This window comes from Geobacillus genomosp. 3, from assembly GCF_000445995.2.
Classification (GTDB): domain Bacteria; phylum Bacillota; class Bacilli; order Bacillales; family Anoxybacillaceae; genus Geobacillus.
Window position 1 is genome coordinate 3,180,619 of the sequence record NC_022080.4, and the last position, 12,957, is coordinate 3,193,575.

Below are 12,957 nucleotides of genomic sequence, written 5' to 3' on the forward strand. Positions count from 1 at the left end.
ATTTAGATAAAAAGCGAATGGAGTGGAGACGATGGCAGGCGGGATCTCGCATCACGCCAAGGACATTTTGTTCAAATCACTCAGCGCATTGTACCAAAATCAAGCCCTCGATGTATACGGACTTCACGGACTCCCGCGGATCAAAGCAGTGCTGCCAACCGAATTTCCGTCTGTACGGGCGGATGAACGGCGCGCCGACACCGTGTTTCTTCTCGAAGACGATTCCATTTTGCTTCTTGAGTACGAAAGCAACGAACGATTTCCCGACAACCATTTGAAGTATCTCGATTATGCCTGTCGACTCCTTCACACATACTATCAACAGGAAAAACGAATCCGTCCGGTTCGCATTGTGGTCATTTATACAAGCGATGTCACGAGCGCCCGCGAACAGCTTGACGCCGGCGACGTGTTTCTCTCATCCAAAGCGGTGCTGCTTGGCGAATTCAACGGCGATGCGATTTTCCACGCCATTGAAGAAAAAGTCCACAACGGCGAACCGCTCACTCCGGAAGAAACGATGAAACTCATCCTCGTGCCGCTCATGCACACCCGCTTCGACCGGCAAACGATGATCGAAAAAACGATCGAACTGGCGAAAACGATCGACGACGAACCGAAACAGCTGCACATCATCGCCGGCGTTCTGACCGCCACAGACAAATTCATCGACCGGTCATACGCCGAAAATGTAAAGGAGTGGATCAAAATGAACAAAGTGTTTCGCCTGTTAGTCGAAGAACTTGAACAAGAAAGAGAAGAAATGTTGAGGAAAGTAATGCAGGAAAAAGAGCAAGCCTTGCAAAAAATCGTGCAGGAAAAAGAACAAGCGATTAAGCAAGCCGAAAAACAAAAAGCCATTGAAATCGCCAAAAACTTCCTTGATGTCTTGCCCATCCACGAAGTGGCGAAACGAACCGGCCTGACCGTCGCCGAAGTCGCCGACCTCGCAAAGGAAATGGATCGATAGGCAGCACAAAAGAGCCGCAACCGCGCGGCTCTTTTCGTCGGCCCTTTGGCGCCCGACAAGATCTCCGTCTCTCTTGTTTCTCTAACAAAGGTGGTATAACGGATATAAACATCGAGGGAAAATCGAGGCGTACCAACGTTTTGGAGACAGTGGAAAATGGATCATCCCGGCCGTACAGTTTTTTTCACCATCCAAACTGGCCTTCTTTTCTCCAAATGAGAGAGCAGCTGAAAACCTAGTCGATTCGTATCGCAAAAAACATGACAAACGAGTTTGGGGAATAGGGGGACGCTCATACGGAAAATCATCACGAAGTGGAAACTCAAACCTTTTTGCTATAGAGAGACAGCGCTTCTAAGTCAATAATGGCTCCCATATGGAGAAGACAATCGAGACCGATAATGGCATCTACCTCAACACCGTACTCCATCGCTCCCAATTCTACTTCAAAATGCTTCATTCGGATCGATCCGACCATCACCTCATCCACCGTCTTGGCGTAAACAAACTCCGTTCCACCCACCCCGCTAATTCGATAAATGACATCATGTTCCTCCGGCACGATCCCAATCTTTGCGGCCTGATCTGCAGAGACGATCGTCCCTGTTGATCCAGTATCAACCAACGCCCTGCTGAACTCTACGGTCTTCCCTCGATGTGTGATCCGCAATGCCGTGAGCAACAACCCGTCCTCTATATAAAGCGGCATCATCCCCTCCACACCCCTGCCCATCTCCGCTCGGAAATATTGATTTCTTTCCGGTTGGTGTGAAGAACGTATAATTCCCGCTGAGGAGTTTCTTTATGAAGCCGCTTATATGCCCGCATGGCTTCCATTGGATCGGAAAATGCTTCGATCGGAACCATTTGATTTAAAATCCGTTTGTTGTCCTCATTGGTATAAGCATCCACCGCTTCGATCAACACCCAACAGTTCGGAAACGCTTGGCAAATGTCTTCCCATTTCACTCGGCTTTCCTCCTCTCCCTATTGTCCCATTCCATTTTTTATTTTCAGTATAACGCAGATCGCGCCATAAGACAGCATAAGGGAACGATTTTTGTATGTAGGACAGCATTCTCACGCCCCGGTATTTGCGGGCATGCTCCAAGAATGGAATGATTTAGTCAATAGATGATTTCGAGCGCATCGTCTTCCTAAAAACACAACAAGGGGATTTCTCCATTGCCGGTCACGAATAGAAAAGCGCAGAGCCGATTAAAGCGAAACAAACATTCCTTGTTATCGCTCTCTTCCGGATACGCTCCTGATCCCGGAAACAACAAACGAACCGACCTAACCGTCGCCGACCTCACAAAGGAAATGGACCGATAGGCAGCACAAAAGAGCCGCAACCGCGCGGCTCTTTTCATGCCCTCTCCTCCCATGATAACAAGTGTCTTTTTTCGTCTCCCCTACCCCTGCACAGCTTCCGATCCGAACGAACTTCGCACATCGGCCAGTTGCACCGCCAGTTTTTCCAGTTCATCAGCGCAACCGATCGTTTCCACAAACCGCTTCGGCAGCTGGCTGTACCCGACTTCCAGCCCTTTCAGCCCTCCCGCAATGGCCGCGATCGTATCGCTGTCCCCACCCATATTCGCGGCCGAAATGACGACATCTTCAAACGATTCACAACGAAGCAGCCAATGCAACACCCACCCCATCGTATGGACGACATACCCGTCAGGAGGATAGGCAGGCGTCACCATAAGCAGCGGCTCATAGCGAGTGTGCTCCACTTCCTTCCGAATCGCCTTGGCGAGCGGCTCCCCTTGAAGCACCCGAAAGGCGATACGGTTATAAATGAGGCACGCCTCCGTCGCCCGTTCGTCCGCATGCGTCATGCGGGAATGCACAGCCGTTATTTCTTCCATCTTCTCTTGGTCCGCATACGCCAGCGCGATCGGCAAACAGCGCATCAGCGACCCATTGCCTGCACATCTTCCCCCTAACTCCTCGCAAGCCTGCACCGCGGCCGCAAACCAGTCGCCCTGATACCGCCTCAACACCATGCGGATGATGATGCCGACATCGGGCGGGTCGGTCTCGTACCACCGCAAAAACTCCTCGCCAATGTCATGAATCGGGCATGTCGGATCGCGAATGATCCCCCGCGCCACCGCGATCGTCATCGCCGTATCGTCCGTTACTTCCCCGGGCTTCAAGTCAAGGAAACCGCCGCCAATGATGTCCGTCACCTTTCCATACTTGCGGCGGACGTCGTCAACGCTCATAAACTCCGTCGTCGCCCCGAGCGCATCCCCGATCGCCACCCCAAACAGCCCGCCTTTGATCCGGTCCAGCACCCTGCAGACTCCCCCCTTCTCTATGTATGAACGGCCTCAATCGTCAAAACCATCGATTGCGATCCATCGCGGTTACGCACCGCACTCCCCAAAGGTCTTCAGGCCGACGTGAAGTTGTTCTCCGGATTCCCGTCCGGATTCGTCCGCTCATAGCCGCCGCCCTGTTCCCCGGTCAAGTTCACGTCTATGTTCCCGTCGCCGTCGCGCCAATATCCTTCAATCCACTGCCCGTCACGCCAATGCCCTTCCACCCAGTGCGGGCGGACATGATGCGTTCCCGGACTTTCCTCTGATTCGACGGCCGCAGCTGCTTCAAGGGACACGGAACCGACCAGCTGACTCTGAACATCTGCACCATGGCTTGCGCGATTCACATCCCCGCCGCTCTCAGCCCCATCACTGTAGTCTGCTCCATCGATCATGTCGACAATTCCGACGGCCAATGTTCCTATCGCCGCCGTTTTGGCGATACTGGCCAGCCCGTTTTTCACCTTTTGGACGTCATCATCGCGCATCCCTTCATACACTTCTTTGCCGCTTTGGTATGTATGTTTAGCTGTCTCATATACGCCTTTTGCCGTGCGTGAAATCGACTGGCCGATGTTTTCGATCCCTCTCTCGATCTTCGCCTCATCCTTTTGGATAAGGCCGGAAGCCGCATTCCATACGCCGTCGACCGCCTGGCCGAACGTGTCGCCAGCGAATTCGGACGCCTTTTTCACCCCGTCTCCGACCTCTTTGAGAAAGCGGCTGTCCGCCAGTTCGCCGACTACGTTTACCGCCCCTCCGATCAATGTCCCTGCTGCCTTCCCTGCTAATCTGCCAAGTTCCCGAAAAACGCTCAATGGAATTCCCTCCATGTCCGTCGATATAGATGTCCATTGTTTGATTTCGACGTTTTTCCTTATAATCCTTTTCCTTCCATAAAATTTTTAAGAACGAAGGCCCAGGACATAGGGACTTCCCAGCATTCCAGTGTTGGCCGGTTCATAGATTTTTTCCCATAAATAAACCGCCCTGTCATCAGGGCGGACTTCCCGTTCGCATATGGTTCGTTATACGATGTTCGTTTCCATAGATTCATGCCCATCCCTAAAAATTTATGTGCCATCGATCCGCACAACGGCCAGCTTCGTCCGTCTTTGCCGTTTGACTGCCCAGCCGCTCTCATCTGAACCAAAATCCTCGGGCGAGGCGTTTTTCGTATTCTTATGCCACACCTAGGCAAGGCATCCCGCAAGTACGCGGCAAACGATAACCAGCAACAAGCGCTTTTTTGCCTCCTCTTCTCCCAGAGTGAAAGCGAAAAACACGCTATATGCCAATCGCCATGGGCGTTCCGGCCCCCGATTTTCCTACTTCCGGTTCTGATTGAGGAGATGCAAACAAAAGTCCAAATCTGCCTGCAAGTGCTCTTTCATCAACCGTTCCGCCTCGTCACCGTTGTGGTCGCGAATGGCTTCATAAATTTGCTCGTGTTCGTCGATCAAAAACGGGCGTTTATGGTACACGACCGTTTTTCGGAACAAATAAATAATCGATTGCATCCGGTCGATAATGTCGATCATAAATGGATTGTTGCTTGTTTGCACGATTATATTATGGAACTTCTCATTCGCTTCCATAATCTCTTCCGTCGTGCCGGTTCGGGCGGTGACGATGCAGTTTCGCAGTTCGTCCAGCGCCTCCCCGCTCATATACATGGCAGAATAGCGCGCCGCAAACCCCTCAAGCAAAATCCGGACTTGAAAAATGTTGCGCAAATCCGTCTCCGTCGGATTGACGACCTTTTTTTGAAAAATGAGCCCTTCTTGCTCAAGCTTGCGAATGGCTTCCCGGACCGGCGTCCGGCTGACGCCCAGTTCCTCCGCGATTCGCTCTTCGACCAGTTTCGTGCCCCGCGGCAGCTCCCCATTTAATATTTTATCCCGGATGTATTCGTAAGATTTGATGTAAGCAAGTTGCGGTGTTTTTCTCACCAACGCCATCGTCTCCTTTAGCCATTCTATTATAAATTATAAGCAGCGGCCAGGCAGAAGAAAAGGAAACATATTTTGCATTCAATCAACATATAAATGTATACAAAATTTATATTTTTGTGTACAATGGAACGTAAGAAAGCGTTTTACACCTCGCTCAAAAGGAGGCCACCGCACATGTTGGTAGGGTTCATTGGCATCGGCATTATGGGAAAACCGATGGTCAGAAATCTCCTGAAACACGGCTACACGGTGACGGTGTTTGACATCAACGAAGAAGCGGTTCGCCGCGTCGCCTCGGAAGGAGCCGTACCCGCCGCATCCCCGAAAGAAGCGGCCAAAAACAGCGATGTCATCTTTACCATGCTTCCGAACTCCGAGCATGTGAAAAGCGTCGTGCTCGGCAAAGACGGGATCGTGGAAGGGGCAAAACAAGGGGCGATTGTCGTCGACATGAGCTCAATCTCCCCCGTTGTGTCAAAAGAATTGGCCGAAACGTTAGCAGGCCGCGGCATCGATATGCTTGATGCCCCAGTAAGCGGCGGAGAGCCGAAAGCGATCGACGGGACGCTGGCGATTATGGTTGGCGGGAAGGAAGAAGTATTTGAAAAAGTGAAACCGCTTCTCCAGTGCATGGGCAAGGACATCACCCTTGTCGGAGGAAACGGAGCCGGCACCACCGTGAAGCTCGCCAACCAAATCATGGTGAACGTGAACATCGCCGCCATGTCCGAAGCGATCATGTTGGCGGCGAAAGCAGGCATTGATATTGAGAAAATGTATCAAGCCGTCCGCGGCGGCCTTGCAGGAAGCGCGGTGCTCGACGCCAAAATGCCTCTCATTCTCGAGCGCAATTTCCGACCAGGCGGGAGAATTGATATTAATCTCAAAGACTTAACGAACGTCATCGAGACCGCGCACGCAATTGGTGTTCCTGTTCCGCTTGCCAGCCAAGTGCTAGAAATGTTTTACGCGTTGAAAGTCGACGGAAAAGAAGGGCTTGATCACGCGGCATTGGTGCAATACTACGAAAAACTCGCCAACTTCCCAGTGGCGCAGCCTGCCAGCGTGTAACCGCCCTTCCCCTGTCATTTTGAAAAGAGAGAGGGAATGACAATGTTGCGAACGGTGGAAGCCATCCAATCTTACCCGAAACTTGATGATGAGGCTGTTAAACGATTGTGGACGGAAACGTACCCACTTCTTGGCGGCCATAAAATCGTGGTTCTTGACGATGACCCGACCGGTGTACAAACCGTCCACGGCGTATCAGTCTATACCGATTGGACGTACGAATCCATCAAACGGGGATTTGAAGAAGAAAACAACCTTTTTTTCATTTTAACCAACTCGAGAGCGTTTACCGCTGACGTCACCAAAAACGTCCATCAAGACATTGCCGAACGGATCGAGGCGGTCTCCCGTGAGCTCAATCGCCCGTACCTTCTCATCAGCCGCGGGGACTCGACGTTGCGGGGGCATTATCCGCTAGAAACGGACGTGTTAAAAACCACCATTGAGCGAAACCGCCATCGGGCGATCGACGGAGAAGTCATCGCACCGTTTTTCCAAGAAGGCGGAAGATGGACGATCAACAATATCCACTATGTCGAACAAGACGGAGTGTTGGTGCCCGTCGGCGAAACCGAATTTGCAAATGATCGGACGTTCGGATACCGTTCAAGCCACCTAGGTGAATGGGTGGAGGAGAAAACACGCGGAAAATACAGCAAGGACGAAATGGTGTACATCTCGCTCGACCGCATCCGACGGCTCGATATCGACGGCATCTACCGGCAGCTCATGTCCGTCACTCATTTTAACAAAGTGATTGTCAATGCAATTGAAGAACAGGACATCGCCGTTTTCGCCATCGCCCTGATCAAAGCCATTCGCGACGGCAAAACGTTTTTATTCAGAACCGGCGCATCGTTCACGAAAGTCATCGGCAACATTCCCACCCGGCCTTTCCTGACCGCCGAAGAACTCCTGACGGGCCAAAAGGAAAACGGCGGCTTGATTATCGTCGGGTCCCATGTGAAAAAGACGACCGACCAGCTCCAGCGGCTCAAAGAGCTTCCCGGCCTGCAGTTCATTGAGCTGAACAGCCATCTCGTTTTCGACGAGGACGCCTTTTCGCACGAAATTGAACGCGTCCGGCTGGAAGCCGAGGAGAACGTGGCCAAGGGCATCACGACCGTCGTTTACACAAAACGAGAGCGCCTGGAACTCGGCGATGGAATGGAAGAAGAAGAACTGAAGCTGTCTGTCGCCATCTCCGCCGGCGTCACCCGCATTGTCTCGGAGTTTTCCGCAACACCGAAATATCTCATCGCCAGGGGCGGCATTACATCAAGCGATATCGGCACAAACGGACTGCACGTGAAACGCGCCACAGTAATGGGGCAAATCGCACCCGGGGTGCCGGTCTGGCGGACGGGCCCGGAAAGCAAATTCCCGTCCATTCCGTACGTCATCTTTCCTGGCAATGTGGGGACGGTGGATACGTTAAGGGAAGTGGTATCCGTTCTTGAGGGATCCTGATAGTTATTTTATGGAAGAGAATCAACTAGAGCTGCTGTTCAATCAAACGTTTCGCTACCAAACAGGCGTTTCAATTGCATGCCTTGCTACCGCTTTGCGTATCAGCAATGGCAGCCACGAGAAATACACAACCCAATTCAAGCAAAATCGAGTAGGAGAGGGTGACTAACCCTCGTCCTCTCACACCACCGTACGTACCGTTCGGTATACGGCGGTTCCATTAAGTCTGACGCAGAGATTCATATCGTTGATAAAGACTCTTCAGCCCTTGGCTCTCCCAATAGGAGTTGCCAAGGGCTTTATGCAAGATGGGACTAGCGGCCACTCTCCAATATTTCTTCCGAGTGTTTCCCCATTCATATGCTTTCCGCTTGGGCACTCCTAAACTTTGCAGTTTTCGGACTCTGGTTCTCGGAAGTTTCCACTCTTTCCATTGGCACATGCGCAGCCTTCGTCGAATCCATCCATCTAGTTCTTTGAACACACTTGGAGTCTCTGCTAACGAGAAGTATCCACACCATCCCAGAATGTACTGGTTGAGCTGTTCGATTCGCTCGGGCATGGGAATCGGTTTCGATCGACTCGTCATGGTGCGTATCCTTTGCTTCATGCGCCGAATACTTTCCTTTGCGATCCGGATTTTTGGCTCCTTATTTGGGGTGAAGCTAAAACCGAGGAATTTTCTCCTCCACGGTCGATCCACTGCCGATTTGGTTTCATTGACTTTCAGCCGGAGTTTCTTTTCAATGAATGCCGTGATCGATTTCATCACCCGTTCCCCGGCCTTCTTCGTCCTTACGTAGATATTGCAGTCATCCGCATACCGTACAAATTTGTGCCCTCGTTTTTCCAATTCTTTGTCCAGCTCATCCAAGAGAATGTTGGACAAAAGTGGACTGAGCGGCCCTCCTTGTGGAGTCCCCTCTTGTGTTTCCATGACCACCCCGTTGATCATGACCCCTGCCTGTAGATACTTCCGTATCAACTTTAGGAGGATTTTGTCTGGAATTCGTTTCGCTAATATCCCCATCAGTTTGTCATGGTTGACTCGATCAAAGAACTTTTCCAAGTCGATATCTACCACCCATGTATATCCTTCCTGAATATACTGCTTCGCCTTTTTCACCGCGTCGTGTCCTCTTCGACCGGGACGAAACCCGTAGCTGTGTTCCGAAAAGGATGGGTCAAAGATCGGCGTGAGCACTTGGGCGATGGCCTGTTGGATGAACCGGTCTGTCACGGTCGGGATTCCTAGTAACCTGACTCCTCCGTTCGGTTTCGGGATTTCGACCCGTCGGACCGGGCAAGGTTCGTAGGTCCCTTCTTCCAAAGCGCGCCGTATCACGTCCCAATGTTCCACGAGGTGTCTTCGCAGGTCTTTGACGGACATTCCATCGGTTCCATGGGACCCTTTATTCTTTTCCACTTGTTTGAGTGCTCGCAGGAGATTCTCCCGTGACAGTACCTGTTTCATCCACATTCCGATTCTTCCTCTCTACGTGAACGATCCGTTCTATTTGTGCCATCTTCTTCTCCACCCTCTTGAGGTCCCCCATGGACTTCACCATTTCCTCCCTCAAGCAGGCCCTTTCGGGTTGTCTGCTTCATCAAAGAAGATGAACGCCTAGTGGCCGTTCTCCTTCATGGTTCGGTCCTTCCCCTTCTACCTTAAGCTAGACGGGTACTATGACCTCTGCTGACTTCTGTCCGTTCAGCGTTGGATCGCTCCAACGGTTGCCAAGCGCACTTGGCTTCCCGGACAGACCTCCCCGGGTAAGAGTGCAGTCTTTCCTTCCATCTATCTGCTTCATTTACTCGGTATCACCTTCGGCAGAAAGGGCTTCGTTTTGTCGTGCAAACTCACCCAATGATACCCAGCCTCTTATGAAGTTCGTGTTCCTCAGACCGGAAGTTTGCCGCCCGCTTCCTTCAGATTCTGCGTCGCCGCAGACACCCTTGCGTTAAGCTAACTGCTACTTCTGCCTTCGCAGTTCGGGACTTTCACCCTATAGACTGCACCCATGCCGGGCGCACACAAAAGAAGCCGGCATCGCTTCAGCCGGCTTCCAACTTTATCAACGCGCGAAACTTCGCTTTCTCCATTCGCCTTGCCTTAGGTTTAATGGGTAAACCACTCAATCGGAACAGTGACCAATGACGGGAAAACGATCAGCAAAATCAACACAACCACTTGGACGAGCAAAAATGGCCAAACTCCTTTCATAATGTCGTCCATGGAAATCTTCCCGATCCCGCAAGCTACATTGAGTACGGTTCCTACCGGAGGCGTGAGAAGGCCAATGGCGTTGTTTAAAATAAACAGGATCCCAAAATATACCGGGTCAATGCCCGCTTTTTCAACAATCGGCATCAAAACAGGTGTTAGCACAAGAATCGTTGGAGTTAAATCCATCGCAGTGCCGACAATGAGAACTAACAGGTTAATCATTAACAACAAAAGCAACGGATCGTCCATCAGCGGCGCTACAACCTCTGTAATCGAAGAAGGAATATTGGCGACCGTAATCATCCACGAAGCAACCATAGATGCGGCAATAAGAAACATCACGACACTCGTTGTTTTCGAAGCGGCCACAAGCGCATCGTACAAATCCTTCAGCCGAATTTGGCGGTAAATCACAGTGCCTACAAACCAGGCATAAAAAACGGCAACAGCAGCTGCTTCAGTCGCTGTAAAAATTCCCCCTTTCATTCCGCCTAAAATAATTACCGGCAGCAATAGCCCCCAAAATGCGTGCTTCGTCGCCTGTATCATTTCTTTCGCTGATTTTCTCGGGTAAACCGCAGACTGTTCCTTTCTCGATACATACCACCAAACAATGGCCAACCCGAACGCCATCATCAAGCCAGGCACAATCCCGCCTATAAATAGCTTTGTGATCGATACACCGCTCGCTACCCCAAAGATAATAAACGGGATACTCGGGGGAATAATAGGCGCAATGATTCCTCCAGCTGCCACTAATCCGGCTGACCGTCTCGGGTTGTAGCCTGCCTGGGTCATCATTGGGATCAGAATGGCCCCGACTGCAGCTGTGTCCGCCACCGCCGAACCCGATAAACAAGCAAATAACACAGCTGTCATAATAGCCACATACCCTAACCCGCCGCGGACATGGCCAACAATGGAAATCGCAAAATCGATAATTCTTTTCGAAATGCCGCCCGCATTCATTAACTCTCCGGCGAGGATAAAAAACGGGATCGCCATGAGACTGACGCTATCGGCCCCATTCACTAGCGTTTGAGCAACGATTTGGCTGTCCAGCATACCGAGATACAGCATCAGGCATACAGCGCTAATCATAAGGGCAAAGGCGATCGGGATCCCTAATGCCATCGCCCCTAACAGCGATCCAACAAAGATAGTAATCGTCATATAACCTCACCTCACTTTACGATGGTTTTCTCTCTTAATACATAAGGCACTTCTTCTTCTGTCTCCTTCATGACTGTCAGTACATCAATCGTTTTTTCGTAAAAAAACACTTTGTACAAATTAAACAAAAGAATCACCGCAAACGATAAACTAGTGATAATGCCGACACCATAGACCAAAGCAAGCGGAAGCCCGGTAGCCGCTGCTTTTGTGTCTGTATTAAGCAAAGTGGTTTTTACGCTTCCATCAAACAGTAACCAAAGGAGATAAAAGATAAGTAGATTTCCGATTACATACACCAACTTTTTGGCCTGGCGGGGAAGACGTTTAATGAGCGTATCCACCCCTAAATGGCGATTCTCTTTCAATGCACCAATGGCTCCTAAAAACGTTAGCCAAATAAATAAGAACCTTGACATTTCCTCTGACCACGTAATCCCTGAATTAAACACGTAACGGAGCACAACATTGGTAAACACAAAAATGAACATAACGGCTAAAAATAAAGCCATTGTGATATTTAATAGGCGATCAAAAAACCGGGACACCTTCCCCATCCTGATCCTCCCACCTTTCTCAAATGCACGTTGATCAACCCTCTTCTTTTAGGGGGGAATCCGTTCCGATGCAGCAGATATGAAAGATTTAGAAAGGGGGCTTATCCCCCCTATCTACAGGCAACACGGGTATGCGTTACTTTGTCTCTTTTATCGCTTCAAACAACTGATCCATGAGTTCTTTTCCATAAACCTTTTCAAACTCTTTGTATACTGGCTGAACGGCATTCTTAAATGCTTGTTGGTCTACTTCGTTAATTTTCATTCCTTGTTTTTCCAATTCTTGTCTAAGTTTTTGCTCATCTGCTTTTACCGCTTCACGATGGAACTGCCCTGCTTCTTTTGCACTTTCCTCAATAATTTTTTGTTGCTCTGGAGAAAGCGTTTTCCAGAATTTTTCACTAATCGCCAACGGAAGCGGGCTATATTGATGGCCTGTCAGCGATAAGAACTTTTGCACTTCGTATAGTTTGCTATTGTAAATGTTGGTCAGCGGATTCTCTTGCCCATCAACAATATGCTGTTCTAATGCTTGGAACAACTCGCCAAAAGCCATCGGCGTCGGATTGGCTCCTAGCGTTTTGAATATGCTTACTGACACAGGGATTTCAGGCATTCTGATTTTCAACCCTTTTAAGTCATCCGGGGTTTGAATCGGTTTGACGTTGTTCGTCACATGCCGAAATCCGTTTTCCCAATAAGCCAAAATATGGATATTCTTGTCGATTAAAGGTTTCGCCAAATCTTGTCCAAATGGACCATCAAGAACTTTCCAAGCTTGCTCGAAACTATCGAAGAGATAAGGCAACTCGACAATTCCGATTGGTTGGTAAAGGCTCGAGTAAATCCCTGTACCGACCGCTGTCATTTGCAATGTATTCGATTGAACCGCCTGGAGCATCGCCGGTTCACTGCCTAACTGTTCGCCCGGAAACACTTGAACCTCAATTTGGCCTTTCGATTTTTCTTCTACAAGTTCTTTAAATTTCAACGCCGCTTGATGTCTAGGGTTCGTTTCCGCCGCACCGTGGCCGAATTTGATCACAATCTTTTTGCTGCTAGCTTGGCCGCTCTTTTGTTCGGATGATTGCTGAGAACTCGAAGAAGAACAGCCAGCGAGAAAGATGGCACTTAACATGAACAACGCCAATAAGATGGAAGCCACTCGTTTGATTGACACGATATAATCCCCCTATCC

Annotated in this window: 12 protein-coding genes; 3 read left to right on the top strand and 9 right to left on the bottom strand. The window is 50.1% G+C overall.

What is annotated here, in order from left to right; translation table 11 throughout:
- The first annotated feature begins 31 nt into the window (after nucleotides 1-31).
- Nucleotides 32-970 carry a hypothetical protein gene (locus M493_RS15905; protein WP_020961409.1) on the top strand — a complete coding sequence of 313 codons (939 nt, stop codon included), beginning with the start codon at nucleotides 32-34 and terminating at the stop codon, nucleotides 968-970.
- A gap of 322 nt (nucleotides 971-1,292) precedes the next feature.
- Here M493_RS15905 and M493_RS15910 read toward each other — a convergent pair whose 3' ends face one another.
- The 5 genes from M493_RS15910 to M493_RS15935 all read right to left on the bottom strand — a co-directional run bounded on the left by M493_RS15910 (nucleotide 1,293) and on the right by M493_RS15935 (nucleotide 5,267).
- The gene (locus M493_RS15910) at nucleotides 1,293-1,682 is read right to left on the bottom strand and encodes a retropepsin-like aspartic protease (RefSeq protein WP_020961410.1); all 390 of its coding nucleotides are present in this window, start codon (nucleotides 1,680-1,682) and stop codon (nucleotides 1,293-1,295) included.
- Nucleotides 1,679-1,939 carry a hypothetical protein gene (locus M493_RS15915; protein ID WP_020961411.1) on the bottom strand — a complete coding sequence of 87 codons (261 nt, stop codon included), beginning with the start codon at nucleotides 1,937-1,939 and terminating at the stop codon, nucleotides 1,679-1,681. The genes M493_RS15910 and M493_RS15915 overlap by 4 nt, the downstream gene beginning before the upstream one ends.
- A gap of 446 nt (nucleotides 1,940-2,385) precedes the next feature.
- Nucleotides 2,386-3,279 (bottom strand): ADP-ribosylglycohydrolase family protein, encoded by an 894-nt coding sequence (locus M493_RS15920; protein ID WP_020961412.1) that lies wholly within the window; start codon nucleotides 3,277-3,279, stop codon nucleotides 2,386-2,388.
- A 98-nt stretch (nucleotides 3,280-3,377) separates the two neighbouring features.
- The gene (locus M493_RS17415) at nucleotides 3,378-4,124 is read right to left on the bottom strand and encodes a hypothetical protein (protein ID WP_020961413.1); all 747 of its coding nucleotides are present in this window, start codon (nucleotides 4,122-4,124) and stop codon (nucleotides 3,378-3,380) included.
- A gap of 510 nt (nucleotides 4,125-4,634) precedes the next feature.
- Nucleotides 4,635-5,267 carry a GntR family transcriptional regulator gene (locus M493_RS15935; protein ID WP_020961415.1) on the bottom strand — a complete coding sequence of 211 codons (633 nt, stop codon included), beginning with the start codon at nucleotides 5,265-5,267 and terminating at the stop codon, nucleotides 4,635-4,637.
- Between the two features lie 168 nt (nucleotides 5,268-5,435).
- Here M493_RS15935 and garR point away from each other — a divergent pair, with 168 nt between their 5' ends.
- Together garR and M493_RS15945 are read left to right on the top strand one after the other, a co-directional pair.
- Nucleotides 5,436-6,332: a 2-hydroxy-3-oxopropionate reductase gene (gene garR, locus M493_RS15940; RefSeq protein ID WP_020961416.1), complete on the top strand. Its 897-nt coding sequence runs from the start codon at nucleotides 5,436-5,438 to the stop codon at nucleotides 6,330-6,332.
- Nucleotides 6,333-6,368: 36 nt separating this feature from the next.
- Nucleotides 6,369-7,802, top strand: a complete 1,434-nt coding sequence (locus tag M493_RS15945) for a four-carbon acid sugar kinase family protein (protein WP_020961417.1) — start codon at nucleotides 6,369-6,371, stop codon at nucleotides 7,800-7,802.
- A gap of 220 nt (nucleotides 7,803-8,022) precedes the next feature.
- Here the strand turns inward: M493_RS15945 and ltrA are convergent, their stop codons facing one another.
- The 4 genes from ltrA to M493_RS15965 all read right to left on the bottom strand — a co-directional run bounded on the left by ltrA (nucleotide 8,023) and on the right by M493_RS15965 (nucleotide 12,939).
- A complete protein-coding gene (gene ltrA / locus M493_RS15950) occupies nucleotides 8,023-9,282 on the bottom strand; it encodes a group II intron reverse transcriptase/maturase (protein ID WP_020961418.1) in 1,260 nt (419 codons plus the stop codon).
- Between the two features lie 639 nt (nucleotides 9,283-9,921).
- Entirely contained in the window at nucleotides 9,922-11,202 is a 1,281-nt protein-coding gene (locus M493_RS15955) for a TRAP transporter large permease subunit (RefSeq protein WP_020961420.1), read from the bottom strand.
- Between the two features lie 11 nt (nucleotides 11,203-11,213).
- On the bottom strand, nucleotides 11,214-11,759 hold the full coding sequence (locus M493_RS15960; RefSeq protein ID WP_020961421.1) for a TRAP transporter small permease: 546 nt from the start codon (nucleotides 11,757-11,759) through the stop codon (nucleotides 11,214-11,216).
- Nucleotides 11,760-11,895: 136 nt separating this feature from the next.
- Entirely contained in the window at nucleotides 11,896-12,939 is a 1,044-nt protein-coding gene (locus M493_RS15965) for a TRAP transporter substrate-binding protein (RefSeq protein ID WP_020961422.1), read from the bottom strand.
- Between the last annotated feature and the right edge of the window lie 18 nt (nucleotides 12,940-12,957).